The organism is Caballeronia sp. LZ001, from assembly GCF_031450875.1.
Classification (GTDB): Bacteria; Pseudomonadota; Gammaproteobacteria; order Burkholderiales; family Burkholderiaceae; genus Caballeronia.
Genome location: NZ_JARTVX010000003.1, coordinates 14,088 through 40,078, shown reverse-complemented (window position 1 = coordinate 40,078; position 25,991 = coordinate 14,088). Strand labels below are relative to the sequence as shown.

General features: G+C 63.0%; 17 protein-coding genes and 1 pseudogene. 6 read left to right on the top strand and 12 right to left on the bottom strand.

The genetic code is table 11. The annotated features are described in order from the left end of the window. Positions 1-12: 12 nt before the first annotated feature. A complete protein-coding gene (locus tag P9292_RS04625; RefSeq protein WP_309958187.1) occupies positions 13-1,401 on the bottom strand; it encodes an OFA family MFS transporter in 1,389 nt (462 codons plus the stop codon). A 383-nt stretch (positions 1,402-1,784) separates the two neighbouring features. Between P9292_RS04625 and adh the strand changes: the two genes are divergently transcribed. Further along, the gene (gene adh, locus P9292_RS04620) at positions 1,785-3,305 is read left to right on the top strand and encodes an aldehyde dehydrogenase (RefSeq protein ID WP_244830945.1); all 1,521 of its coding nucleotides are present in this window, start codon (positions 1,785-1,787) and stop codon (positions 3,303-3,305) included. Between the two features lie 68 nt (positions 3,306-3,373). Further along, positions 3,374-3,763, top strand: coding sequence for a DUF779 domain-containing protein (locus tag P9292_RS04615; protein ID WP_244830944.1), 390 nt, complete (start codon positions 3,374-3,376; stop codon positions 3,761-3,763). A gap of 3 nt (positions 3,764-3,766) precedes the next feature. Here P9292_RS04615 and P9292_RS04610 read toward each other — a convergent pair whose 3' ends face one another. The 4 genes from P9292_RS04610 to P9292_RS04595 all read right to left on the bottom strand — a co-directional run bounded on the left by P9292_RS04610 (position 3,767) and on the right by P9292_RS04595 (position 7,563). After that, positions 3,767-4,555, bottom strand: coding sequence for an enoyl-CoA hydratase (locus P9292_RS04610; RefSeq protein ID WP_309958185.1), 789 nt, complete (start codon positions 4,553-4,555; stop codon positions 3,767-3,769). Positions 4,556-4,568: 13 nt separating this feature from the next. After that, positions 4,569-6,212 (bottom strand): acyl-CoA synthetase, encoded by a 1,644-nt coding sequence (locus tag P9292_RS04605; RefSeq protein WP_309958183.1) that lies wholly within the window; start codon positions 6,210-6,212, stop codon positions 4,569-4,571. 64 nt (positions 6,213-6,276) lie between these two features. Beyond that, positions 6,277-6,909 carry a glutathione S-transferase family protein gene (locus P9292_RS04600; RefSeq protein ID WP_250469204.1) on the bottom strand — a complete coding sequence of 211 codons (633 nt, stop codon included), beginning with the start codon at positions 6,907-6,909 and terminating at the stop codon, positions 6,277-6,279. Positions 6,910-6,936: 27 nt separating this feature from the next. After that, a complete protein-coding gene (locus tag P9292_RS04595) occupies positions 6,937-7,563 on the bottom strand; it encodes a glutathione S-transferase family protein (protein WP_309846850.1) in 627 nt (208 codons plus the stop codon). 182 nt (positions 7,564-7,745) lie between these two features. Here P9292_RS04595 and recC point away from each other — a divergent pair, with 182 nt between their 5' ends. Genes recC through recD form a run of 3 tightly spaced genes read left to right on the top strand, consistent with a single transcriptional unit; the run spans position 7,746 to position 17,139 of the window. After that, positions 7,746-11,306 (top strand): exodeoxyribonuclease V subunit gamma, encoded by a 3,561-nt coding sequence (gene recC / locus P9292_RS04590; RefSeq protein WP_309958181.1) that lies wholly within the window; start codon positions 7,746-7,748, stop codon positions 11,304-11,306. After that, positions 11,303-15,025 carry an exodeoxyribonuclease V subunit beta gene (gene recB, locus P9292_RS04585; protein ID WP_309958179.1) on the top strand — a complete coding sequence of 1,241 codons (3,723 nt, stop codon included), beginning with the start codon at positions 11,303-11,305 and terminating at the stop codon, positions 15,023-15,025. Before recC ends, recB begins: the two co-directional genes overlap by 4 nt. Beyond that, entirely contained in the window at positions 15,022-17,139 is a 2,118-nt protein-coding gene (gene recD / locus P9292_RS04580; RefSeq protein ID WP_309958178.1) for an exodeoxyribonuclease V subunit alpha, read from the top strand. Before recB ends, recD begins: the two co-directional genes overlap by 4 nt. Here the strand turns inward: recD and P9292_RS04575 are convergent. The 6 genes and pseudogenes from P9292_RS04575 to P9292_RS04550 form a co-directional block, all read right to left on the bottom strand. Then, positions 17,136-19,432 (bottom strand): annotated as a pseudogene (locus tag P9292_RS04575) (FdhF/YdeP family oxidoreductase). The gene recD and the pseudogene P9292_RS04575 overlap by 4 nt on opposite strands. Before the next feature lie 107 nt (positions 19,433-19,539). Beyond that, positions 19,540-21,141 carry a histidine kinase famiy protein gene (locus tag P9292_RS04570; protein ID WP_250494479.1) on the bottom strand — a complete coding sequence of 534 codons (1,602 nt, stop codon included), beginning with the start codon at positions 21,139-21,141 and terminating at the stop codon, positions 19,540-19,542. A gap of 282 nt (positions 21,142-21,423) precedes the next feature. Continuing rightward, the gene (locus P9292_RS04565) at positions 21,424-21,813 is read right to left on the bottom strand and encodes a hypothetical protein (protein WP_309958176.1); all 390 of its coding nucleotides are present in this window, start codon (positions 21,811-21,813) and stop codon (positions 21,424-21,426) included. Positions 21,814-22,098: 285 nt separating this feature from the next. Continuing rightward, positions 22,099-22,980, bottom strand: a complete 882-nt coding sequence (locus P9292_RS04560; RefSeq protein ID WP_309958174.1) for a class I SAM-dependent methyltransferase — start codon at positions 22,978-22,980, stop codon at positions 22,099-22,101. After that, positions 22,977-23,468 (bottom strand): polyhydroxyalkanoate granule-associated phasin, encoded by a 492-nt coding sequence (locus P9292_RS04555; RefSeq protein WP_309958172.1) that lies wholly within the window; start codon positions 23,466-23,468, stop codon positions 22,977-22,979. Before P9292_RS04555 ends, P9292_RS04560 begins: the two co-directional genes overlap by 4 nt. Before the next feature lie 235 nt (positions 23,469-23,703). Continuing rightward, positions 23,704-24,651 carry a GlxA family transcriptional regulator gene (locus tag P9292_RS04550; RefSeq protein ID WP_309958169.1) on the bottom strand — a complete coding sequence of 316 codons (948 nt, stop codon included), beginning with the start codon at positions 24,649-24,651 and terminating at the stop codon, positions 23,704-23,706. A gap of 268 nt (positions 24,652-24,919) precedes the next feature. On the opposite strand from P9292_RS04550, the gene P9292_RS04545 reads away from it, so the two are divergent. Beyond that, positions 24,920-25,462, top strand: coding sequence for a carbonic anhydrase (locus P9292_RS04545; RefSeq protein ID WP_309846868.1), 543 nt, complete (start codon positions 24,920-24,922; stop codon positions 25,460-25,462). 89 nt (positions 25,463-25,551) lie between these two features. On the opposite strand, the gene P9292_RS04540 is transcribed toward P9292_RS04545, so the two are convergent. Next, the gene (locus P9292_RS04540; protein ID WP_250510961.1) at positions 25,552-25,950 is read right to left on the bottom strand and encodes an FKBP-type peptidyl-prolyl cis-trans isomerase; all 399 of its coding nucleotides are present in this window, start codon (positions 25,948-25,950) and stop codon (positions 25,552-25,554) included. Between the last annotated feature and the right edge of the window lie 41 nt (positions 25,951-25,991).

The window sequence follows — 25,991 nt, the reverse complement described above, 5'->3', positions numbered from 1 at the left end:
GTCTCTCTCCTCTTAGCCAGCAGTTCTCATGTGATGGCTTTCATCCACCCGCTTCACGAGCAGGTTGCAGATAAAGCCGATCACGAGCAGCACTGCCATGATGTGCAGCGTCATCGTGTAGGCATCTGCTTTCGCGACACCATGCGCCACTTCGTACGCGCGGATGTAGTTGACAAGCACCGGTCCCGCAATGCCCGCCGCCGCCCACGCGGTCAAGAGCCGTCCGTGAATGCCGCCGACGAAGGCCGTGCCGAACATGTCCGCGAGATACGCCGGAATGGTCGCGAATCCGCCGCCGTACATCGACAGGATCACGCCGTAAGCCGCGACGAAAAGCGCGATGTTCCCTGACTGCGCGAACTGCGGCACGAGAAAGTACAGCACGGCGCCGAGCGCGAAGAACACGAAGTACGTGTTCTTGCGCCCGAGCCAGTCCGACGCCGACGCCCACACGAAACGCCCGCCCATGTTGAAGAGCGACAGCAAGCCAACGAAGCCCGCCGCAGCGCCCGCCGTGATCGATGTCTTGAAGCTTTCCTGAATCATCACCGAAGCCTGCCCGAGCACGCCGATGCCCGCCGTCACGTTCAGGAACAGCACGAGCCACAGCAGATAAAACTGCGGCGTCTTGAGCGCTTGATCGATATGCACGTGGCTCTTCGTGATCATCTTGTTCGACGTCGCGGGCGGGATCCAGCCTGCCGGTTTCCAGTCGGCGGGCGGGACGCGAATGGCGAGCGCGCCGATGGTCATCGAGATGAAATACAGCACGCCGAGCACGACGAAGGTCTCGGTCACGCCGACGCTCGTCGCGCTCTTGAAGTGGTTCATCAAGGCGACCGAGCCGGGCGCCGCGATCATCGCGCCGCCGCCGAAGCCCATGATCGCCATGCCCGTTGCCATGCCGCGCCGGTCCGGAAACCAGCGGATCAACGTCGATACCGGCGATACATAACCCAGCCCCAGCCCGATTCCGCCGATCACGCCATAGCCGAGATACAGCAGCCAGATCTGATGCAGCGACACGCCGAGCGCAGACACGAGAAAACCGCCGCCGAAGCAGCAAGCGGCCGTGAACATGGTGCGGCGCGGACCGACCTTTTCGAGCCACTTGCCCGCGAATGCCGCCGACAGTCCCAGGAACACGATGGCCAGTGAAAAGATCCAGCCGAGTGTCGTGAGCGACCAGTCATCGGGCGCGGTCTGCGAAATGCCGATCACACGCGTGAGCGGCGCGTTGAACACCGAGAACGCGTAAGCCTGGCCAATACACAAGTGGACCGCGAGCGCGGCGGGCGGCACCATCCAGCGTGAGAAGCCGGGCCGCGCGATGGTCGCTTCCTTCGAAAAAAAACCATGTGGGCCGTGCGGCGCAGGCCTTGGATTGATCGTACTGTTCATTGTGGTCTCCTTTGCGCGTATCGATAAGCCATGTACGCGCTTCTGCTTTTACTTGAATTCACCCCACGCAAAATGTGCTCCAAGGCTTATGGAAACATTCAGTAAGGATGGACGTGACGTTAGACAAGAGCGATGCGCTTGGCAATATGAATCCGCGTGCCACAAGCGTTTGTCCTGACTCGGGTTGTGCCGCATCGCTACAGGGCACGAAAAGTGTTCCGAAAATGGACAACGCGCTACGCGACCCGCCACGCGCTTCATCAAGCGCCATAAGCGTCGTTAGTCGTATACCCCGAATGGCACGGAACTCGCAGAAGTAAGCCGCCGGCGACAGCTATCGACATTGCGCCGGCCAACCATGTCGACATGCGAGGAGCACACAGATGAACCATGCGGAGATGCAGTTCCTGAGTACCGATTACCCGTACAAGAAGCAGTATGGAAACTTCATCGGCGGCAAGTGGACGCCGCCCGCGGGGGGAGAGTATTTCGACAATATTTCGCCGATCACGGGTGAGGCCTTCACCTCGATTCCCCGATCGCGCGAAGCCGATATCGAAGCAGCTCTCGACGCTGCCCATGCCGCCAAGACCGCATGGGGCAAGACTTCGGCGACCGAGCGCGCGAACCTGCTCCTGAAGATCGCGGATCGCATGGAAGCGAATCTGCAGCGTATCGCGGTGGCGGAAAGCATCGATAACGGCAAGCCGTTGCGTGAGACCATGGCGGCCGACATCCCGCTCGCCATCGATCACTTCCGCTATTTCGCGAGCGCCGTGCGCGCGCAGGAAGGCTCGATCTCGCAGATCGACGACGACACAGTCGCCTATCACTTCCACGAGCCGCTAGGCGTGGTCGGGCAGATCATTCCGTGGAACTTCCCCATTCTGATGGCCGTGTGGAAGCTCGCGCCCGCGCTCGCAGCGGGCAATTGCGTCGTGCTCAAGCCCGCCGAGCAGACGCCGGCATCTATCCTCGTTCTGCTCGAACTGATCGAAGACCTGCTGCCGCCGGGCATCGTCAACGTGGTGAACGGCTTCGGGCTGGAAGCGGGCAAGCCGCTCGCATCGAACAAGCGCATCTCGAAGATTGCGTTCACGGGCGAGACGACCACGGGCCGGCTCATCATGCAATACGCGAGTCAGAATCTGATTCCGGTGACGCTGGAACTGGGCGGCAAGAGCCCGAACATTTTCTTCGCCGATGTCCTCAACGCCGACGACAGTTTCTTCGACAAGGCGCTCGAAGGCTTCGCCATGTTCGCGCTGAATCAGGGCGAAGTGTGTACGTGCCCGTCGCGCGTGTTGATCGAGGAATCGATCTACGACCGCTTCATCGAACGTGCCCTCAAGCGCGTGGAAGCGATCACGCAAGGCCATCCGCTCGACAGCAAGACGATGATCGGCGCGCAGGCATCGCAGGAACAGCTCGAAAAGATTCTCTCGTATATCGATCTGGGCAAGCAGGAAGGCGCCGAATGCCTGACTGGCGGCGAGCGTAACGCGCTGGGCGGCGAGCTCGAAAAAGGCTACTACATCAAGCCGACCGTGTTCCGTGGTCACAACAAGATGCGCATCTTCCAGGAGGAAATCTTCGGGCCGGTGGTCTCGGTGACGACTTTCAAGAACGAAGAGGAAGCGCTCGAAATCGCCAACGACACGCTGTACGGTCTCGGCGCGGGCGTGTGGACGCGCGATGGCACGCGTGCGTATCGCTTTGGCCGTGGCATACAGGCGGGACGCGTGTGGACCAACTGCTATCACGCGTATCCGGCGCACGCGGCGTTCGGCGGCTACAAGCAATCGGGTATCGGACGCGAGAATCACAAGATGATGCTCGATCACTATCAGCAGACGAAGAACCTGCTCGTCAGCTATAGCGACAAGCCGCTCGGCTTCTTCTGATCCATCGGCTGTAAAACGGGGCCGCCGCTCACGCGGCGGTTCCGCTTCGAACGAATAACGGGGACATCATGAGCGAACAGGTAATAGAGCGCGTGATCGCGACGCCCGCGGCCATCGAACTGATCGGCAAGCTCAAGGCGGAACACGGCGAGATTCTGTTTCATCAGTCCGGCGGATGCTGCGACGGCAGCGCACCGATGTGCTTTCCCACCAACGAGTTCATGGTCGGCGGCTCGGACGTAAAGCTCGGCGAGATTGGCGGCGTGCCGTTCTACATGAGCGAATCGCAGTTCGAGTACTGGCAGCACACCCAGTTGATCATCGATTGCGTGCCGGGCAACGGCGGCATGTTTTCGCTGGAACGGCCTTCGGGTCTGCGCTTTCTCACGCGCTCCCGGCTTTACGACGATGCGGAAAACGCGTGGCTCGAACAGCATCCCGTGGAGCACGCGGGCTGAGCGTTACTCGTTGCTCCAGCGCGCCGGACGTTTTTCGATAAACGCCTGCGTGCCTTCGAGCGCGTCGCCGTCCATCATGTTGCAGGCCATCGTCTCGGATGCAAGCGCGTACGCGTCTTCGATACCCGTCTCGATCTGCCGGTAAAACAGCCGCTTTCCCGCCGCAACCGCCGCGCGTGGCTTCTTCGCGATGCTCTTTGCAAGCGCGCCTACCGCTTCATCGAGCGCATCCGGTGAGGCAACCCGATTCACGAGCCCGCGTTCCAGAGCCGTGTGCGCGTCGATGAAATCGCCCGTCACGAGCATTTCGAACGCTTCCTTGCGCGACACGTTGCGCGACAACGCCACGCTCGGCGTCGCGCAGAATAGCCCCAGATTCACGCCCGATACCGCGAAGCGCGCCTCGCTCGATGCCACCGCGAGATCGCACATTGCAACGAGCTGACAACCCGCCGCCGTTGCAATGCCGTGCACGCGCGCGATTACCGGCTGCGGCATTTGCTGAATGGTCAGCATCATGCGCGAGCAGCGCTCGAAAAGCGCTCGGTAGTAATCGAGCGACGGCGCCGCGCGCATCTCCTTCAAGTCGTGCCCGGCGCAGAACGCACGGCCCGCGCCGCCAAGCACGACCACGCGCGCCTGCGATTGCGCGATGTCCTGCAACTCGCGTTCGAGTGCATCGAGCATGGCTTCGGAAAGCGCGTTGAACGCTTCGGGCCGGTTCAGCGTGAGCCTGACCGCGCCTTCGACGCCGTAGGCATCGGGTTCGGACGTCACGAGCGCTTCGTTCATCGCGTTGTCTCCATCAAACGTCGATTGCCGCAACCGAGCCCGCGCGCTTGCGCAACTCGAACTTCTGTATCTTGCCGGTCGATGTCTTCGGCAACTCGCAGAATTCGATGGCGCGCGGCACCTTGAAGCCCGCCAGATGCTTCCTGCAATGCGCGATCAGTTCTTCCGCGCCGACCTCGGCGCCCGCCTTCAATTCGACGAACGCGCAAGGCGTTTCACCCCAGCGCGCATCGGGCTTCGCAACGACGGCGGCCGCCAGCACCGCCGGATGCCGGTACAACACGTCTTCCACTTCGATGCTCGATATGTTCTCGCCGCCGGAGATGATGATGTCCTTGCTGCGGTCCTTGATACGCACGTAGCCATCCGGATAAGCGACCGCCAGATCGCCCGTATGGAACCAGCCGCCGCGAAACGCTTCCTCGGTGGCGGGCACGTTCTTCAGATAACCCTTCATCGCGATGTTGCCGCGAAACATGATCTCGCCGATGGTCTCGCCATCCGCGGGAACGGGCTCCATGGTGAGGGAGTCGCGCACGCTCACCGCATCCTGCAAGTGGTAGCGCACGCCTTGCCGTGCATTGAGCCGCGCACGCTCGCCGATGTCGAGTTCGCTCCACTCAGCCTGCCGCGCGCAGACGGTCGCGGGACCGTAGACTTCGGTGAGCCCGTAGACATGCGTGAGTTCGAAGCCCAGGCGCTCCATGCCTTCGATCATCGCGGCGGGCGGCGCGGCCCCCGCGACCATGGCGTGGACCTTGTGCGCGATGCCCGTCTTCAGTTCGTCGGGCGCATTCACGAGCAGGTTCTGCACGATCGGCGCGCCGCAATAATGCGTGACGCCTTCGCGGCGAATGAGATCGAAGACCGTCTTTGCATCGATACGGCGCAGACACACGTTCACGCCCGCGCGCGCCGCGACCGTCCACGGAAAACACCAGCCGTTGCAATGGAACATGGGCAGCGTCCACAAGTACACCGCGTGCTTCGGCATGTCCCATTCGAGGATATTGCTGAGCGCGTTGGTGTAGGCGCCGCGATGGTGATAGACCACGCCCTTCGGATTGCCCGTCGTGCCCGAGGTGTAATTCAGGCAGATGGCGTTCCATTCGTCCGATGGCGGCGACCATTCGCAGGCGGGGTCGCCGCTTGCCAGCAGGCTGTCGTAATCGATCTCGCCGATGCTTTCTCCCGCGCCGGTGTACTGCGGATCGTTCACGTCGATGACGAGCACGGGTTGCGGCACGCTTTTCAGCGCCTCGCGCATCACGCCGGAAAACTCGCGATCGACGATCACTGCTTTTGCCTCGCCATGCGTGAGCATGAAGGCAAGCGTCGCTGCATCGAGCCGCGTGTTCAGCGTGTTGAGCACGGCGCCCGTCATTGGCACGCCAAAGTGCGCTTCGACCATTTCGGGCGTGTTCGGCAGCATGGCGGCGACCGTATCGCCCAAGCCGATGCCACGCGAACTCAGCGCCGATGCAAGCCGCCGCGTGCGCGCGTAAGTCTCGCTCCAGTTGCGGCGCACGTCGCCATGCACGACGGCCGGCCGCGTCGGATACACCGTCGCGGCGCGCTCGATGAACATCAGCGGCGTGAGCACCGCGTAGTTGGCGGCGGTCTTGGGAAGCCCTTCGTCGTAGTGGCCGGCTGTCATGGTCGTCTCCTCCGTGGCGGCGTGCTGTTTTATTCTGCTCGAGGCTCCCAATATTACATGTGCCTTAATTGTCGTCGAGCTTGATCTCGAAGCCGCGCTTCACGCCTTCGCGCGCGAATAGCGTGTCGTACCAGCGCTTGACGTTCGGATAGTCGTCGAGGGAAACCTGATGACGCTCGTGCCGCCACGCCCAGCCAAGAATGGCGAAATCCGCCACCGACAACGCGCCCGCGACGAATTCTACTTGCGCGAGCCGCCTGTCGAGCACGCCGTAGAGCCGGCGCGTTTCGTCCGAATAGCGTTTGAGGCCATAGCGCCGGTCGGCTTCCGCTTCCACGGCGCGAAAATGATGCACTTGTCCCGGCATGGGTCCGAAGCCGCCCATTTGCCACATGAGCCATTCGAGCACCGGTACGCGATCGCGCAGACTCGCGGGCAAGAACCGGCCCGTCTTCTCGCCGAGGTAAAGCAGAATCGCGCCGGATTCGAACACGCTGATCGGCTGTCCGTCCGGGCCGTCGGGATCGATAATCGCCGGAATCCGGTTGTTCGGGCTGATGCGCAAAAAAGCCGGCGCGTGTTGCTCGCCCTTCGAGATGTTCACCGTTTTCACGGAGTAGGGCAGTTGCATTTCTTCCAGCGCGACGCTGATCTTGCGTCCGTTGGGCGTATTCCAGGTATGCAGTTCGATAGTCATGTCGATGCTTCAATGCCGGGTGGAAGTTCAGGTCAGCGGCGCCGAGACATGGCGCCGGAAGCCGTCGCGCGAAGCCTGTTGTCCATACCAGCGTTCGAGCTCCGGCAGCGTCGGACGCGCAAGTTCCGCGATTCCGAACCAGCGCCGCGCATACGCCGCGATGACGATATCCGCGAGTGTGAAGGTACTGCCTTCGAAATACTCGCGCCCTTCGAGATGCGCGTCGACCATGCGCCAGAGTTTCTCGACTTCGCGCGCGGCGGTATCGAGTTGGGCGGGGTCGCGCTCGGCTGCGGGCGTGCGCACATAGCCCCAGAAAACGGGCCGCTCGGCGGGTTGCAGCGTGGAAAGCGCCCAGTCCAGCCAGCGGTCCACGCTCGCTCGCACCTTCGGGTCCGCCGGATAGAGCGCCTGATTCTGCCCGTACTGCATCGCGAGATAGCGAATGATGGAATTCGATTCCCACAACACGAAGTCGTCGTCGACCAGCGTGGGGACGCGGCCGGTCGGATTCATCGCGAGATAGTCGGGTTCGTTGTTGCGCCCGAATTGCAGCCCCGCGTCGATGCGCTCGTAAGCGAGCCCGAGTTCGTCGCAGCACCAGAGCACTTTGTGTACGTTGACCGAGTTGGCCCGGCCCCATATTGTCAGCATGAGATGTCGTCTCCGTTGTCACAGCGTTCTTTTTTGCAAGCATAACGGTTAAGCGACGCGCCCGCGCTGTGCGGGCGCAAGCCGCGTGACGACGGTTTGTAGGTTACCCATGCGCGCGGGCCGCTGGCTGCGTCGCTTAGAATCGATGTCTTGTCGCCGTCGAACTCTTCACGGAGCCTTTTTTGAAGCCGAATTCGCTGTCGCCGGGGCTCATGCTCATCCACGGCAACCGCTCCGAGCGGCTGCGCGATCTGCTCGTCGAGTGGATGAAGCGCTATCCGCTCGCCCCGCTGGAAAACGAGATTATCCTCGTGCAAAGCAACGGTATCGCGCAGTGGCTCAAGCTGGCGCTCGCCGCGCATGTCGATGCCGCGAGCGGCGAGGGCGGTTGCGGTATCGCCGCCGCGCTCGATATCAGCCTGCCTTCGCGCTTCATTTGGCAAGCGTATCGCGCGGTGCTGGGCGCGGACGCGGTCGCGGAAGTCTCGCCGTTCGACAAGGCGCGCGTCGTCTGGCGGCTCATGCGCGTGGTGCCCGCGCTCGTCGGGCGCGAGGAATTCGAACCGCTGCGGCGCTTCATCCGTCATGACGACGATCGCCGCAAGCGCTTTCAACTGGCCGAGCGCATTGCCGATCTGTTCGATCAGTATCAGATGTATCGCGCGGACTGGCTCGCGAAGTGGGCCTCGGGCGAGGATGTCGTGATCGACGCGCGCGGGCAGGCGCATGCGCTACCCGCCGAACAGCGCTGGCAGGCGGCGCTCTGGCGCGCGCTGCTAGGCGATGTCGAACAAAGCCCGCAGGACAATCCCAACGAAATCTCGTCGCTCGGCGGCCGCGCGGCGGTCCACGAGGCCTTCATGCAGCGCGCATCGAGCTGGCCGGAAGGCAAGCGGCCGGCGGGCCTGCCGCGCCGCATCGTGGTGTTCGGCATATCGAGTCTGCCGCGTCAGTCCTTGGAAGCGCTGGCGGCGTTGTCGCGCTGGTCGCAGGTGCTCATGTGCGTGCCGAATCCGTGCGCGCATTACTGGGCCGACATCGTGCCCGACAAGGAGTTGCTGCGCGCCTCGCACGCGCGGCAGACGCGTCGCGAAGGCGCGCCCGCCGAATTGCAGCCGGAACAGTTGCATCTGCATGCGCATCCGCTGCTTGCGTCGTGGGGCAAGCAGGGACGCGACTTCATCGGCTTGCTGGACGAATTCGACAGCGCCGAGGCGCGCGAGAGCTATAGCCCGCAATTCGCGAGTATCGGGCAGCGTATCGATCTCTTCGAAGAGCGCGAAGCCGACACCATGCTGCAGCAGTTGCAGGACGATATCCGCGACCTTCGGCCGGTGCGGGAAAGCCGCGACCACTGGCCCGAAGTAGACCCGGAGTTCGATACGTCGATACGCTTTCATATCGCGCATAGCCCGCAGCGCGAGGTCGAGATCCTGCACGATCAGTTGCTCGCCGCGTTCAATGCGGACCCGCAATTGAGGCCGCGCGACATCATCGTGATGGTGCCGGATATCGAAACCTACGCGCCGCATATTCAGGCGGTGTTCGGTCTCTTCGAGCGCAGCGATCCGCGCTACATTCCATTCAGCGTGGCCGATCGCGGACAGCGCGCCGCCGATCCGCTGCTCGGCGCGCTCGAGGCGTTGCTCGGCCTGCCGCAATCGCGCTTCGCGGTGAGCGATCTGCTCGATCTGCTCGACGTGCCCGCGTTGCGCCGCCGGTTCGGCATGGAGGAAAGCGATTTGCCGCGTCTGCGTTCGTGGATTCGCGGCGCCAACGTGCGCTGGGGTCTGCATGCCGAACAGCGCGCGAGTCTCGGCTTGCCGCGCGATCAGGCAAGCGCCGCGCCGCATACGTGGGCGTTCGGGTTGCGCCGCATGCTGCTCGGCTACGCCGTCGGTAGCGATGCGCAAGCGTGGAACGACATCGAACCGTTCGGCGAAGTCGGCGGCCTTGATGCCGCGTTGCTCGGGCCGCTCGTGCGCCTTCTGGATGCGCTCGATCACACCTGGCGCAGTCTGCGCGAGCCGGCCACCGTGCCTGTCTGGTGCGAACGCCTGCGCGCGCTGCGCGTCGCGTTCTTCGAGAGCGACGACGCCGAAGACGCCTACACGTTCGCGCGTCTCGACAACGTGCTGCAGGACTGGCTCGACACCTGCAACGAAGCGGGCCTCGACGATGAATTGCCGCTTTCCGTCGTCGGCGACTACTGGCTTTCGCAACTCGACCAGGGCGCGCTGTCGCAGCGCTTCTTCGCGGGTGCGGTGACCTTCGCGACCCTCATGCCGATGCGCGCCATTCCGTTCCGTCACGTCTGCCTGCTCGGCATGAACGACGGCGACTATCCGCGCGCGCGCGTGCCGATGGACTTCGACCTGATGCGCGGCTACTACCGGCCGGGCGACCGCTCGCGTCGCGAGGACGACCGTTATCTGCTGCTCGAAGCGGTGTTGTCGGCGCGCGACCATCTGTATGTTTCGTGGGTCGGGCGCAGCATCAACGACAACAGCGAGCGGCCGCCCTCGGTGCTGATCGGGCAACTGCGCGATCATCTGGCGCAAGGCTGGCGTCTCTTCGACGAAGACGCATCGCTCGTGAATGCGCTGACCGTGGAGCATCGCCTGCAACCGTTCAGCGCGGATTACTTCAACGCGGACGACGAGGCATCGCCGCTCTTTACCTATGCGGCCGAATGGCGGGCGTCGAGCCGACCGGGGCACGCCCAATCCGATGACACGCCGCTTGCAACGCTCGCGCCGCTCGTGCGCGAAGAGCCGCTCACGCTGCGCGAACTCGCCGACTTTCTGAAGAATCCGGTGCGCCAGTTCTTCCGGCAACGTCTGCGCGTGTCGTTCGAAGTGGAGCAGATGGCGAGCGAGGACGACGAGCCTTTCGAGCTCGATGCGCTCGCCATCTGGAAGCTTCAGGACGAACTGATCCGCGCGCAGGCATCGATATTGAACGAAACGGGCGCGTTGCAAGAAGGCGCGCTGGAAGAAGCCCGCGAAACCCGCATGGCGATGATCCGCCGCCGTGGCGACCTGGCGACGGGCGGCTTCGGCGACATCGCGAGCGGCAAGCTGCTCGAACCGATGGACAAGCTCTTCGAAGCGTGGCGCAAGGAGGTCGAGCGCTGGCCGGTGGCTATGGAGCGCGATCGCGAAGTGCGCTTCACGATCGAAGGCGCGACGCAGACGCTCGCGCTCGCGGATTGGCTCGGCAACTGGCGCGCCGACGCCGATGGCCGCGAGGCACGCCTCATCATGGAAACGCGCGAACTCGTTTCGGGCAAGGCGTATAGGTATGCAAGGCTCACGGGCGCATGGGTGGAACACCTCGCGGCGAATCTCGACGGACACGAGGTAACGACCGTGATCGTCAGCAAGAAGGGCGTCGTCGAATTCGCGCCGCTCGAAGCGAGCGTGGCGCGGCGGCATATGACCACGCTTCTGCAGGTCTGGGAGCGCGGCATGACGCGGCCGCTGCCGTTCGCGCTGGAATCCGCGCTCGAGTGGCTTTTCAAACATCGCATCGAGCCCGCCGAAGCGCACGGCGCCGCGCGCCGCAAGTACGAAGGCGACGACTACAACAAGGGCGAAGTGCAGAAAAATGCCTCGCTGCTGCGTGCGTATCCCCACTTCGCCGCGCTCGCGGCAAGCGGCGAATTCGTGGAACTGGCGGAGCATCTGCTCGACCCGCTCGTCTCCACCGTGGTCAAGAAAGAGAAGGCTGCCAAGGCATGAACGCATTCGATTCGCAGACCGTCCAGCCGCTCGATCCACTGCGTTTTCCGCTTGCGGGGCGCAGTCTGATCGAGGCGAGCGCGGGCACGGGCAAGACTTTCACCATCGCCATGCTGTATGTGCGGCTCGTGCTCGGCCACGATCCCGGCAACGACGCGGCGCGCCCGCTCACGCCGCCCGAGATCCTCGTCGTCACCTTCACCGATGCCGCGACCAAGGAACTGCGCGACCGTATCCGCGCGCGGCTGACCGAAGCGGCGCGCTACTTCCAGCAAGACGCAAACGAGATCGAAGCGCTCGACTTTGGCGACGAAGACCTGCTGCACGCATTGCGCGAAGAATACGAGCCCGAAGCGTGGCCTGCCTGCGCGCGGCGGCTCCAACTCGCGGCCGAATGGATGGACGAGGCGGCGGTGTCGACCATTCACGCGTGGTGCAACCGCATGCTGCGCGAGCATGCGTTCGATAGCGACAGCCTCTTCGACCAGACGCTCGAAACCGATCAAAGCGATCTGCTGGCGCAAGTCGTACGCGATTACTGGCGCACGTTTTTAGCGCCGCTCGACGAACGCCGCGCGGAAACGGTGGCCACGTGGGTATCCGGTCCGCGCGAGTTGCAAAAGACGCTGCGCAATCTCATTGACCTAGCCGAGCGTTTGCCCGATGCGCAAGCTCCCGCCGATGTGCTCGATGCACGCGCCTTGCGTCTCGCGCAGATCAAGGAGCCGTGGAAGACGTGGCCCGAGATCATGGGCGAGTTGATCGATCAGGCGCGGCTTGCCAAGCGGTTCAAGCCGCGCAGTTACGGCAAAAGCGATTGCGACCGCTGGCTCAGGACGCTCGTCGAATGGGCGCACGACCCGCACGCGCTCATGCCCGATCTGACGAGCACCGCGTGGTCACGGCTGACGCCCACCGCGCTCGCGGAGCATTGCGAAGGCGAGCCGCCGTCGCATGAAGCCTTCGAAGCCATGCTGACCTTGCAGGCCGATCTCATCGCACTCGAAGCGAGCCGCACCGAGATTCTCACGCACGCGGCGCGTTGGGTCGCGGAACGCTTTGCGGGCGAACAGGCACGGCGCGCGCAAATGGGCTTCGACGATCTGCTCGCGCGGCTCGATGCCGCGTTGCATGGCGCGAACGGCGCGCGTCTAGCCGAAGTCATTCGTCATCAGTTTCCGGTCGCGCTGATCGACGAGTTCCAGGATACCGATCCCGTCCAGTACCGTATCTTCGATGCCGTCTATCACGCGCAAGACGCGGGACAGGCGCTCATCATGATCGGCGACCCGAAGCAGGCCATCTACGCTTTCCGCGGCGCGGACATCTACACGTACCTCGCCGCGCGCCGTGCGCCGGGCACGCAACTCTTCACGCTCGCGAAGAACTTCCGCTCGACGGCCGCCATGGTCGATGCCGCCAACCATTGCTTCGACATGGCCGAAGCGCGCGCGGATGGCGAAGGCGCGTTCCTGTTTCGCAGCGGCGACGACAACCCGGTGCCGTTCATCAACGTGAGCGCGCAAGGCCGCGACGATGCGTTCGTCATCGATGGCGAAACGCCACGCGCGCTCACCGTCTGGTGCCTGCCGCCCAGCGACGACGGCAAGCCGACGAGCAAGACCGCCTACATTCAGCGGATGGCGCCGGGCTGCGCAAGCGAAATCGTGCGTTTGCTCAACCTTGGGCAGCGCGGCGAAGCGGGCTTCGAGGGATCGCGTGGCCGCCGTTCGCTCTCTCCCGCCGATCTCGCCGTGCTCGTCAACAACCGCACCGAAGCCGAAGCCATCCGGCGGGAGTTGCGCGCGCGCGGCGTGCGTTCGGTGTATCTGTCGGACAAGGACTCGGTATTCGCGAGTGACCAGGCGGGCGAACTCGTGCATTGGCTTGCCGCCTGCGCGGAACCGGAAGACGGACGGCTCGTGCGCGCCGCGCTTTCCACGCCGACGCTCGGACTCGACTTCGGCGAACTCGACGCGCTCTTCAGCAACGAAACGCAATGGGAAGCGTGCGTGCTGCAATTTCGCGGCTATCGCGAAAGCTGGCGGCGTCAGGGCGTCTTGCCGATGCTGCGGCGCCTTCTCAACGACTTCGACGTGCCCGCGCGTCTTTTCGAACTGCAAGCCGGCAACGGCGAGCGCGTGCTGACCGACCTGCTGCATCTGGCCGAACTGCTGCAACAGGCAAGCGTGCTGATCGAAGGCGAGCACGGGTTGATCCGGCATCTGGTGGAAGAACACGAGGCGGCGCTCGAAGGCAGCGGCGGCGATGCGCGCCAGATGCGTCTGGAAAGCGACGGCGATCTCGTCAAGGTGGTGACCATCCACAAATCGAAGGGGCTGGAGTATCCGCTCGTGTTTCTGCCTTTTGCGTGCGCGCATCGTGCGGTGACGCCGAAGGATCTACCCTTGAAATGGCACGATGAAACCGGCGAGCTCAACGTTACGCTCGACGGCGACGAAGACATCCTCGTCAAGGCCGACGACGAACGCCTCGGGGAAGACCTGCGCAAGTTATACGTGGCGCTGACGCGCGCGCGCTATGCGACGTGGATCGGCATGGCGCCGCTCGAAGCGCTCGAACGCAGCGCCATCGGTTATTTGACGGGCGGGCGGGAGCCTGTCGTCCCGGCCGAATTATTCGACCGGCTGAGCGATGTGTTCGGGGCATCGGCGAATATCGCGGTTTTGCCCGCGCCCGAGGCTCGCGCCGAGCGCCTTGCCGCGCGTGCCGAAACCGCGCTCGCCAGCGACGCCCGCAAGTCGGTGCGCGTGGTGCGCGAAGCCTGGTGGATTGCGAGCTATTCGAGTCTCAAGACGTCGAGCGGCACGCATGCCGCGCCGGATACGCCGGTCGAAGACGTCTTCATCGAAACGCGCGATGCGCAAAGCGAAGCGTCGCAGGAAGAAGACGCCGATGCACCGCGCGCGGTGTCATCGTCCGGACGCACGCTGCATGACTTTCCGCGTGGCTCCGAGCAAGGCAGCTTCTTGCACGACTTGCTGGAATGGGCCGCGCAACAAGGCTTCCAACACACCGCCGACGACCCCGCCGCGTTACGCGAACTCGTCGCGCGGCGCTGCGCCGTGCGTGGCTGGGAGCGCTGGATCGCGCCGCTCACCGCGTGGATCTTGAAGATCGTATCGACGCGTTTCGTCGTGAAGGCCGCGCACGGCATGCGGGCGACTGCCATTGCGCTGGCGGACCTCGACACGTCGCTCGCCGAAATGGAGTTCTGGTTCGAGGCGCGGCACGTCGACACGACCGCCGTCGACCGGCTCGTGTGCGCGCATACGGCCGGCGGCGCCGCGCGGCCCACGCTCGAACACGCGCAACTCAACGGCATGCTGAAGGGCTTCATGGACCTCGTGTTCGAGCACGAAGGGCGCTATTACGTGGCGGACTATAAGTCGAACTGGCTCGGTTCGGACGATTCGGCCTACACGACCGAGCGCATTCGCGCGCAGATGCTGCGCTCGCGGTACGACCTGCAGTTCGTGCTTTACACGCTTGCGTTGCATCGGCTGCTCAAGGCGCGTCAGCCGGATTACGACTACGACGAGCATATCGGCGGCGCGGTTTATCTCTTCGTGCGCGGCCTCGACGCCCCGACTCAAGGTCTCTACGCCGAACGTCCGCCACGCGCGCTGATCGAGCAACTCGACGCGTTGTTCATGGGCGAGGCCCGCGCTGTCATCGCAGAAACGGAGTGGGAATGAGCCTTTTGCCGTCCGGCACGCAAGCCGAATTTTCCTTCGAAGAGAGCGAACCCACGCAATCCGTCTTCGATACGACCGAAGACACCGCGCATCTGCTCGATGCCTGGGTAAAGCGTGGATGGCTGCGTGAAGTCGATGCCGCATTCGCCCGTTTCCTCGCCCGCGAAGCCGCCGACGCGCACGGTCTGCTGATCCTCGCGGCGGCTTTGGCGAGCCATCAACTCGGACGCGGACACGCCTGCCTCGATCTCGTCGCGACGCTGGCCGATCCCGGCTTCGTGCTCTCGTTGCCGCCCGATGGCCATCTCGACCCGGACGCGAGCGACGACGAGGAAAAAGACCTGCTGCCATCCAAAGTGCTCGAAGGCGTGACACTCGCGCGCTGGCAGGAAGCGCTGACGCATGCCGCGCTCGTCGGCCATGGCGCGGGTGCGACGCCGCTCGTGTTCACCGGCACGCGGCTTTATCTGCGGCGCTACTGGCGCTACGAACAGGACGTGTGCCGCGCCATTCGGAAACGGCTCGATGCCTCCGCGAACGCGCCCGATGCAGCCGCGTTGCGCGCCGCGCTCGACACGCTGTTTTCCTCCGCATCGGCGGCGACCGACTGGCAGAAGATCGCCTGCGCGCTCGCCGCCAAAAGCGCCTTCAGCATCGTGACGGGCGGGCCGGGCACGGGCAAGACCACGACCGTCGTCAAGCTACTGGCGTTATTGCAGGCACAGGCGCTTGCCACGGGCGGCGACGCGCGCGCGTTGCGCATTCGCCTCGCCGCACCAACGGGGAAGGCCGCCGCGCGTCTGAACGAATCGATCGCGGGCGCGGTCGCGCGACTGCCGCTCGATGCCTTCGCGAACGGCGCCGACATCCGCGCGGCGATCCCCGTCGCCGTGACCACGTTGCATCGCTTGCTCGGAACGGTGCCGGATTCGCGGCGCTTTCGGCATCATGCGGAGAATTTGCTGTCGCTCGATGTCCTCGTGATCGACGAAGCCTCCATGGTCGATCTGGAGATGATGAACGCCGTGCTCGCCGCGCTGCCGCCGGACGCGCGCCTGATCCTGCTCGGCGACAAGGACCAGCTTGCGTCCGTCGAAGCGGGCGCGGTACTCGGCGAATTGTGCAGACGCGCATCGAAGGCGCATTACACGCCCGCAACGCAAGCGTGGATCGAAGCGGCGACGGGCGAGCATTTAGACGGCGAATACATCGATGCGAACGGCAGCGCGCTCGACCAGTCCATCGCGATGCTGCGGGTGAGTCATCGCTTCTCGGCGGCGAGCGGTATCGGGCAACTCGCCGATGCGGTCAACAAGGGCGATGCGCTCGAAGTCCAGAAAGTCTGGTCGCATGGCCACGACGATCTCGCCTTCGTCGAATGTCCGCCGGATAGCGACGCGGTGCTGAAGGCGCTCGCCGTGGAAGGCACGGCGGGGCACGCCAGCGAAGTATCGGAGCGTCAGGGTTATCGGCATTATCTGCAAACGATGCGCGAGCGGCAGCCCGCCCACGACGCCGCCGCCGCCGCCTTCGACGCATGGGCGCGCGCGGTGCTTCACGCTCACGACGCGTTTCAGTTGCTGTGCGCGCTGCGTCGCGGCGCGTGGGGCGTGGAAGGGCTGAACAAGCGCATTGCACGCATGCTGCACGAGGAAGGCTTGATTGCCGCGAACGCGGAGTGGTATCTCGGCCGCCCGGTGCTCGTGACGCGCAACGATTACGAGCTTGGGCTCATGAACGGCGATATCGGCATCACGCTTGCCTTGCCGGTGCACGATGGCACCTGGAGCCTGCGCGTAGCCTTCGCCGCGGGCGATGGCAGCGAACGCATTCGCTGGGTGCTGCCAAGCCGTCTGCAAGCCGTGGAGACCGTCTTCGCGCTCACGGTGCACAAGTCGCAAGGCTCCGAGTTCACGCATGCGGCGCTCGTGCTGCCCGAGCGCTTGAGCCCCGTGCTGACGCGCGAGCTGGTCTATACCGGCATTACTCGGGCGCGGCGTTTTCTCACGATCGCGAGCGCGGGCGGCAAGAGTGTCGTCGAGAGCGCGGTGCAGGCGCGCGTGCTGCGGGCGAGCGGCTTGTCGGCGGGCTTCGGGACGCAGGCATCGGATTAGGCGGCCGCTGCTTTCGCTATGCGCACAGGCACCGACTTGTACGATGGTGTGCCGCTTTCCTTGTCGATGTAGTCGAGCGGCACCAGCACGTTCGCCTCGGGATAATAAGCCCCGATGGAGCCGCGAGCGATCTTGTACGCGATGACCGTGAAGCCCGCGAGCTTCTGCGTGCCATCGTTGGCATGGCCAGGCAGGGCCGTTTCGACATCGACGACATCTCCATGTTCGAGTTGCTGCACGGCCATGTCCGCTTCGTTCATGAAGATCACATCGCGACGGCCGAACACGCCGCGATAGCGGTCGTCGAGTCCGTAGATCGTCGTGTTGTATTGGTCGTGGCTGCGCAAGGTCGTGAGCTTGAGCACGTCGTCGGCTTCGAGCGCGTTCTCTTCGTTCAGTCCGCCAAACGTGATGAACTCCGCTTTGCCCGATGGCGTCGTCCACACGCGTTCAGTCGGCGGCAAGGGCAGGCGGAAACCGCCCGGTATGCGAATCCGCTCGTTGAAGCGCTCGAAGCCTGAGAATACGGCTTCGATGCCATCGCGGATGCGGTCGTAGTCGGCAATCATGTCGAGCCAGCGCACTTTGCTATGCAAGAGCGTCGCCTGCGCAATGCCCGCGATGATCGCAGGCTCCGAGCGCAACGAAGGCGACGCGGGCGGCAGCTTGCCGCGCGAGGCATGCACCATCGACATCGAATCCTCGACGGTCACGGCTTGCGCGCCGCTCGCCTGCTCGTCCATCTCCGTGCGCCCGAGACAAGGGAAGATGAACGATTCCTTGCCCGTGAGAAGGTGATTGCGATTGAGCTTGGTGTTTATGTGCACGGCGAGATCGAGCTTGCGCATGGCGGCGAAGCATTTGGTCGAGTCGGGCAGAGCGACCGAGAAATTGCCGCCCAGACAAAACAGCGCCTTCGATTTGCCATCGAGAATGGCCTGAATGGCGCGCACGGCGTCGTGCCCATGCGCCTTGGGCGGCACGAAGCCGTAAGTCGCTTCCATGCGCGTGAGCATGTCGGCGGGCGGCTTTTCAGTGATGCCGACCGTGCGATTGCCCTGCACGTTCGAATGTCCGCGCAACGGACAGATGCCCGCGCCCGGCTTGCCGAAGTTGCCGCGCATGAACAGCAGATTGGCGATCTGATGCACGTTGGCCGTGCCCTTGCTGTGCTGCGTAATTCCCATGCCATACGTGACGATGGTCGCGTTCGACTTCACGTAGGCGCGCGCGACGAGTTCGAGTTCGTCGCGCGTGAGGCCGCTGGCTTTCTCGATATCGGCCCATTCGGTGGCGTGCAGATCGGCGACGAAGGCTTCGTAGCCGTTCGTGTGGCCTTGGATGAACTCATGGTCGATGACGGTGCCATCGGCATCGACGGCGTCGTCGAGCGCGATGATCGCCTTCTGAATGCCCTTGAGCGCCGCCGCATCTCCGCCCACTTTCACCTGATAGTACGAAGAGGCGATGTTCGTCGAACGCATGGTGGCCATTTCGACGGCGTCTTGAGGATCGGCGAAACGTTCCAGCGCGCGCTCGCGCAACGGATTGAACACGATGATGGGCACGCCGCGCCGCGCCATTTCCCACAGCGTACCCATCATGCGAGGATGGTTCGTGCCGGGATTGTGTCCCATCGCGATGAGCAGTTCGCAATGATCGAAGTCTTCGAGCGAGACCGTTCCCTTGCCGATGCCGATCGATTGCGGCAAGCCGACGCTCGTCGCTTCGTGGCACATGTTCGAGCAGTCGGGGAAGTTGTTGCTGCCATATTCGCGTGCGAAAAGCTGATACAGAAAGGTGGCTTCGTTCGATGCGCGCCCCGACGTGTAGAACTCGGCTTCATCCGGCGAGGCGAGCGAACGCATGACTTCGCCGATGCGCTTGAACGCGGCGTCCCATTCGATGGCCTCGTATTTGTCCGTGGTCTTGTTGTAGGCCATCGGATGCGTCAGGCGGCCTTCGTTTTCGAGGTCGTAGTCGGACCATTCGAGCAAAGACGTGACGGTGTGTCTGGCAAGAATTCAGGCGGGACGCGCTTCTTGGTGGCTTCCCAAGTCACGGCCTTGGCGCCGTTCTCGCAGAACTGGAATGTCGAGCGATGCTCCTTATCCGGCCACGCGCAGCCGGGGCAGTCGAAGCCGTCGGGCTGATTGGTGCGCAAGAGCGTGAGCGGCGCCTTGAAGGCGTCCATTTGCTGCCGCACGGCGCGCGCGGTGGCGTTGAGCGCGCCCCAGCCGCCTGCCGGGCTGTCGTAGAGCTCGATGCCTTGCACTTTCCGATGATCTGCCATGACGACTCCCGGACGTTGATAGCGTTGCTGCCATGACGTGAGCGTCGCATCTGAAGCGGGGGAGGTCGTGCAGGATCGAACGGTTTTAGCGGATAGGCACGGCGACGTTATCGCCAGCGCGGGTCGTCCAGCACCAGGCGTACTTCGCGTGCAAGATCGGCCTGACGATAAGGCTTGTGGATGACCTTGAAGCGCACGCCATTTGCATCGGCGATATCCTCGATGGTTTCGGCGTAGCCCGTCGCCACCAGTACACGCAGTTCGGGCTTCAGACGCTTGGCTTCGCGCGCGAGTCCCGCGCCGGTCAAGGCACCCGGCATCACGAAGTCCGTGAAGAGCAAATCGAATGCTTCGTCGGATGCGAGAATGGCGAGCGCGTCCGCTGCGTTGAGCGCGAGCTTCGTCGAATAGCCCATTTCGTCGAGCATGGCTTGCGCGACTTCGCCCACGTCGCGCCGGTCATCCACGATCAGTACTTTCTCGGTTCCTCTTTGGCTGATCACGTGCGAGGTGTCTTGCGACGCCTCCTCGGCCACATCCACCGAGGGGAAATAGAACGTGAGCGTCGAGCCGACGCCGTAGTCGGACGATATGGTGAGCGCGCCGCCTGTCTGACGCGCGAACGAAGCCACCATGCTCAAGCCAAGCCCCGTGCCCTTGCCACGGCCCTTGGTGGTAAAGAACGGCGTCAGCACCTTGCCGGCGACTTCCGGCGTCATGCCCGTGCCGTTGTCGGTGATGGATAGCGTGACGTAGCGTCCTTCGGGTAGATCGACGAGGCCTGTTGAATTGGCCTTCGTCAGTTCGAAGTTATCCGTGCGCAGGAGCACTTGCGCGTCGGTTTGGCCGCTCAATGCGTCGCGCGCATTCAGGATGATATTGAGCATGGCCATTTCGAGTTGCCCGACGTCCAGTTGGCAATTGCGCAAGTCACTGGCAAATTCCGTGCGGATTGAAATGGTGTCGCCGAGCGTGTGACGCGCGAGTTCCAGCAAGTCGTCGCAGATGCCGTTCAGGTTCACCGTGCGCCCGACCAGCACCTGCTTGCGCGCGAACAACAGCATTTGCTGCGTGAGCGACGACGCCGTTTTGACCGCGCCGCGAATCTTGGCGATGTTCTTCAGGATGGTTTCGTCGCGTGCATCGGTCTTGACGCTGAGGTCGAGCAGATCGACATAACCGACCATGACTTGCAGCAGGTTATTGAAATCGTGCGCCACGCCGCCGGCCAGTTGACCGAGCGCTTCCATTTTCCGCGCCTGATGCAGACCTTCTTCGGCTTCGTGCCTGCGGCTCACATCGACCTGGGACGCGAAGAAGTACACGAGTTCGTTCTCTTCGGTGAAGATGGGCGCAATGAAAAGCTCGTTCCAAAATGTCGTCTTGTCCTTTCGATAATTCAGGATTTCGGCGGCAAACTCTCTGCCTTCTTTCAGCGCGACGCGGAGATCGGCAAGCGCCGTCAGGTCGGTGTCCGGACCTTGTAGAAACCTGCAATTGCGGCCGTAGATCTCGGCGTCGGTGTAACCCGTGAGCTTGCGAAAGGCATCGTTGGCAAAAATGATCGGGTAGTCGGGAAGGCGCGCGTCCGCCACCAGCATGGGCGTGCGCGTGGTGGTGGCGGCCGCGAAGAACAGATCGTCCCGGCGCGGGTCGAGTCCTCGGTTTTGTTCGACGAAAGGTCGTGGGCCATGTATGGGTGAGTGCATGATCGCTGCTCGCAGAACGTTTCCGCAGACACGCAGTTTGCGCGCTCTGCGCCGGCTGCGAGTGATTATTTGCACGAGCTGGTTGAGCACCGGGGGCGAATGATGGTTCGATACGCCATCGAAGCCTCACCGCCACGAAGACAAAGCTGCCGCCAAGCGGTTTGCGCTCGATTTTCGGCTTGGTCCGTGCTTTACGCTTGGCAACGCTCAAGCGCCGCGCGATTCGCGACATCGAGCGCCCGCGTTTCAATGCGCGCCTCTCGTGCTCTACCACGTCGTATTTTAGATAGCCGGCTTGTCTGCCTGATCCTTGTCCTCCGGGCTGTCCGTGACATCCAGATCGTCGAGCACCGAGTCGATCTTCTCACTGTCGCCGTTATCCAGTTTTTCCTGGACTTCGTCGTCAGTCAGCGAATCGGTTTTATCGGCGGGGTGCTGCTCTGCATTACCCGAAGGCATGGGTTTGTAGTTCATGTCGTCCCTTGATTCCAGTTGAAGGTCTGTTGCAAGCGCAATGGCAAGGCGCCCGAGGTATTCGCAATAAAGCCAAAAAGCACCCGCGACGGGCCTGCCACGGGCGGCGCGCAATGGCGGGTCTGTCGACTCTCTGCCCGGCGAAATCACCGCGTCAGGAGACATCCCCTGACCACGACCCTCGGTGATCCTTAACAATCAGCATGAATCGTTCCGAATGTCAAAAAAGGCGGTTTCGATGGGGAACGCGTAGGACTTGCGGTAGGGCTTGCGTGGCTTGCAGGCCAAGCGGTAGACGAGCGGGGGAGGTTCGTTCGATTGCCAGCACGGACTGCGACAGCACCCGTGGAGACGCGCACAGGAAGTACCGGTAGACGGAGGATGGTTTGCCTGGGAAGGCGTTTGGAACTGGCAAAACGACTCAGGTGTCGAGTCATGCGCCCCGCGGCTTGCACGCCGAAGCGAAGCGAAAGTGAAATACTCCTACGGACCCAGCGTCACATGCACCAGACACGGCAGATACTTTTCGCTGCCCGGATGCATGCGGATCAAGTTGTCCGCGAGCCTCGGCCAGCCACGCGGCGCGCGGTATTCGAGCAAGCTCACCGATTCGATGCCCGGTGACCACGCGCGCAGACAAGCTTCGATGTCGTTGGTATCGATGCCCCACGGCATTGGCGGTAAGCGGTAGTACGGTGTTTTCATCACACCCCACATGGTCAGCGACGAAAACCATTGCGGTATGACATCGAAGATCATCTGGGCTTTGGGAAAGCGCGCGGCGATATCGTTGAACAGGCGCTTCACCGCCGCCGGGTCGAGGTACATCAGCAAGCCTTGAGCGACGACCAGCACATCGCCGTCCGAATCGATCTCTTTTGCCCACAGCGGATCGAGCGCGCTCGCCGCAATGTGACGAAAGCGCTTCGATGGCTGCAAAAAATTCTCCCGAAACGCGATGGCAGCGGGAAGGTCGACGGTGAGCCACTTCATGCGGCCGTTATCGACACGGTGTGCCTGAGTTTCAAGGCCTTCGCCCAGCGAAGCGACAACGCCATTCGGATGATCTTCGAGCCAGCGCAAGACCAGATGATCGATTTCGGCGGCGCGTGCCGCGAACGAGCCGTCCGGGACACCGAAGCGTCCCGCGAAGTCATAATCGATCGCAGCGCAGATTCTGGAACTCTCGGGATCGGACAACACGGGGTTCGGCCGTCTGGCCTCGCACGCGCGGTCATACAGCGTCCACAGCATCGTTTCCGATACGCCCTGAAGGTTCACCACGATATCTGCCTTCGCTTCGCCGTTTTTCGACTGGCGCGCGGCGGCACGTCGGCGCCGTAACGGGACAGTCGCGGTGCTCACAAGGCACCTAGCCGTTTGGCATTGGCTGTCGCGCGGTCGTGAATGGGAGCAAGCGTTTCCTGGATCACGTGCGTGGCCGAATTGGCCAGACGCAGCGGATTGATCGGCGCATTATTGACGACGCCAAGCAAAACGGCCTGCCGCTCCAGCCATTGTGACGCAGTCTGGCTGGATGCCAGCGCGATAGTCGCGGAGGAGGCTTCCCAGATGAGCCGCGTCGTGTCGGCGGCGAGCGTGATGGCGAGGCTGAGACAGCCGGAGCCGAGCGCTTGCAACGCTTCCGTCGCGGCTTCTTTCTTTTCGGTGCTCATCAGGCTGAATTCGGTTTGATCGCGCTCGCTTGGCAGCGGTCCCGCCATTGCCATGCGGACCGTGCGATGTCCCACCACCTGCGAGGTCGCGCGGAACATCTCGCTTGCGTCGGAGAGCGTTTCGAACCAGCTGGTCGAGAGGTCGCGAAAGGGGGAAGCGGACGTAGATGCGGCCATGTAGGCGCTCCTTTGATAGTGGAAACTAGGCGGATGGCCTACTGACGATTGTCGATTGTCGACTGCAACTTGACGATGCGAGCGCGGCTAGTGGAACCGCGAGCAATGCACAGGCCCATGATAGGCCGATAAATGTTGCGACGCAACATAAAAGCACATGTCGCTGCTATTAGTCGAGCAATGCGTTGTCTACATGAAAAGAACGGTCAGTCATAAGCGACGATCAGCTAGTTTTTCAACGCAGTTCACTGCGTGCGTTCCTGCGAAGCACATCGGCGGGTACGCCAAAGGTCCGCAAGAACGCGCGACGCATGCGTTCGCGGTCGGCGAAGCCGGTTTCATCGGCGACCACGTTGATCGTGTGACGCCCTTGCTCGATCATGAATCTCGCGGCTTCCAGCCGAATCTGTTCAACGGCCTTGGCCGGCGACTGACCCGTTTCGGCCATGAACGCTCGGCTGAATTGCCTCGGGCTAAGGTTCGCCACCGCCGCGAGTTCCTCGACCGTGAGTGGATTGCGCAGATTGCGGCGAATGTGCGCGACCACCAACTCGATACGATCGGACCTAGGCGTCATCTCGAGCAACGCGGAATGCTGCTTCTGCCCGCCGAGCCGACGCTGATGCATCACGAGAAGCCGGGCGACGAGCTTCGCGGCATCCGGGCCGAGGTCATTGTCGATCAGCGCCAGAATGAGATCGATGCCGGCGGTCATGCCGGCCGAGGTCCAGACCGGGCCATCGTTGATGAAGATCCGGTCCTCGTCCGTCGTCACGTCCGGAAAACGCGCCCTGAATTCGGGTGCATGCGCCCAGTGCATGGTCGCGCGCCGTCCGTCCAACAGTCCCGCTTCGGCGAGCACGAAAGCGCCGCTGCAAATGGAAGCAATCCGTCTCGATGCCCTGGCCGCCGCTTGCACGAACGCGATCAGATTCGCATCGAATGAAGGCATTTTGAGTTCGGTGATCGACCCGACGATGACAGTGTCGAAAGCCGGGTCGTCGAAAGCCTCCGTCGAAAGCGCCATGCCACCCGACGACTCGGTCAAGCCACCGTGTTCGGACAACAGACGAATGTCGTAGTACGGGCCGGTCGGCGGAAGGTTCGCCAGTTCGAACGCCGTCAAGGCCGCAAGACTCATCATCTGAAACCTTTGCGGCACGATGAAACCGATCCGATGCATGGTTAGTCCCGCCGTGTGATGTCCTGAATGGTGGCAACTACGACATGGATCGTAACGGCGCGGAACGTTAAGGTACAAGCGATTTCCGCATCCGCTCGCATCGAGTGAGACGACGAACATTGCGTCGCAAATCGCCCGGGCCGCAGCCGAGCAGATAGTGGCGGTCCCTTAAAGCCGCGAAGGCTTGGTCTAAAAGTATGTCTCGAGCGGGCGCCGCGCACCGAATACAACCATCGGGCTATTTGCCCTGATCGCCAGGAGAAAGGACATGGACTTCAACCAACTCATCGCGGAACGTAACGCGCACTTCGTTCAAACGCGGTTCGAGCCTGAACTGAAGATGCTGCCGTCGCTGGGGACGATTGTCGTTGGCTGTGTGGATCCGCGTGTCGATCCTGCCGCCGTGCTTGGGCTGGAACAAGGCGAAGCGGCGGTAATCCGCAACGTGGGCGGGCGTCTCAATCGATCATTGCTCGAAACGCTGGCCGTGCTGAGCGTCGTGGCGCGTGCGGCCGGACGCCCGAATGGCGGGCGCAACCTCGTGCTGCTTCAGCATACGGATTGCGGAATCATCGGATGCCATCGGCATGCGCCTGCGCTGCTTGCGCAGTATCTCGACGTCGAGCCTTCCGCGCTCGATGCCCTTGCCATTACCGAGCCCTACCAGGCAGTCGCGCTGGACGTCGCGGCGCTCAAGGCCAATACGACGTTGCCGGATGATCTAGTGGTGTCGGGTTTGGTCTATGACGTAAAGACCGGTCGTGTCGAAACGGTTGTTCCGCCGGCGCCGTTGCGTGAAGCGGCTGCCTGATTGACCGGTGCCGCGAGCGCCCTGGCATGCTGCCTTGCCGGACAACTTCCGGGCAAGGCAGCATGTCTTTAAGCGATTTTGGTAACGGCTTACTTTCCGATTCCAAGCAAATCGATCTCGAACGTGAGATCGCTGTTCGGCGGAATCGAGCCTATACCGCGTTCGCCGTAAGCGGTCGCTGCCGGGCACGTCAGCTTGGCCTTGCCGCCGACTTTCATCTTCTGCACGCCTTGCGTCCAGCAGGGAATCACGCGACCGAGCGGGAAGCTGGCCGGGCCGCCGTGCTTGTCCGACGCGTCGAATTCGGTACCGTTCGCGAGCGTGCCGCGATAGTTCACGCGCACGACGTCGTCGGCGGTAGGTTGCGGTCCCGTTCCTTGCTTGATGTGTTCGACGACGACACCCGACGGCAACTTGTCGACCGGGTTTGCAGCGAATGCAGTCGATGCAAGAGTCGAAGCAGCAAGCAAAGCAATGACGAATTTCATGCGAGATCCTCGTTTGTCAAAACCTGATTATATCGGGCGCG

Coding starts and splice junctions, on each gene's coding strand:
- recB (WP_309958179.1), top strand. CDS start 11,303: ATGAACGCATTCGATTCGCAGACCGTCCAGCCGCTCGATCCACTGCGT.
- P9292_RS04545 (WP_309846868.1), top strand. CDS start 24,920: ATGGACTTCAACCAACTCATCGCGGAACGTAACGCGCACTTCGTTCAA.
- P9292_RS04550 (WP_309958169.1), bottom strand. CDS start 24,651: ATGCATCGGATCGGTTTCATCGTGCCGCAAAGGTTTCAGATGATGAGT.
- P9292_RS04610 (WP_309958185.1), bottom strand. CDS start 4,555: ATGAACGAAGCGCTCGTGACGTCCGAACCCGATGCCTACGGCGTCGAA.
- P9292_RS04600 (WP_250469204.1), bottom strand. CDS start 6,909: ATGACTATCGAACTGCATACCTGGAATACGCCCAACGGACGCAAGATC.
- P9292_RS04570 (WP_250494479.1), bottom strand. CDS start 21,141: ATGCACTCACCCATACATGGCCCACGACCTTTCGTCGAACAAAACCGA.
- P9292_RS04595 (WP_309846850.1), bottom strand. CDS start 7,563: ATGCTGACAATATGGGGCCGGGCCAACTCGGTCAACGTACACAAAGTG.
- P9292_RS04540 (WP_250510961.1), bottom strand. CDS start 25,950: ATGAAATTCGTCATTGCTTTGCTTGCTGCTTCGACTCTTGCATCGACT.
- adh (WP_244830945.1), top strand. CDS start 1,785: ATGAACCATGCGGAGATGCAGTTCCTGAGTACCGATTACCCGTACAAG.
- P9292_RS04615 (WP_244830944.1), top strand. CDS start 3,374: ATGAGCGAACAGGTAATAGAGCGCGTGATCGCGACGCCCGCGGCCATC.
- recD (WP_309958178.1), top strand. CDS start 15,022: ATGAGCCTTTTGCCGTCCGGCACGCAAGCCGAATTTTCCTTCGAAGAG.
- P9292_RS04605 (WP_309958183.1), bottom strand. CDS start 6,212: ATGACAGCCGGCCACTACGACGAAGGGCTTCCCAAGACCGCCGCCAAC.
- P9292_RS04555 (WP_309958172.1), bottom strand. CDS start 23,468: ATGGCCGCATCTACGTCCGCTTCCCCCTTTCGCGACCTCTCGACCAGC.
- P9292_RS04625 (WP_309958187.1), bottom strand. CDS start 1,401: ATGAACAGTACGATCAATCCAAGGCCTGCGCCGCACGGCCCACATGGT.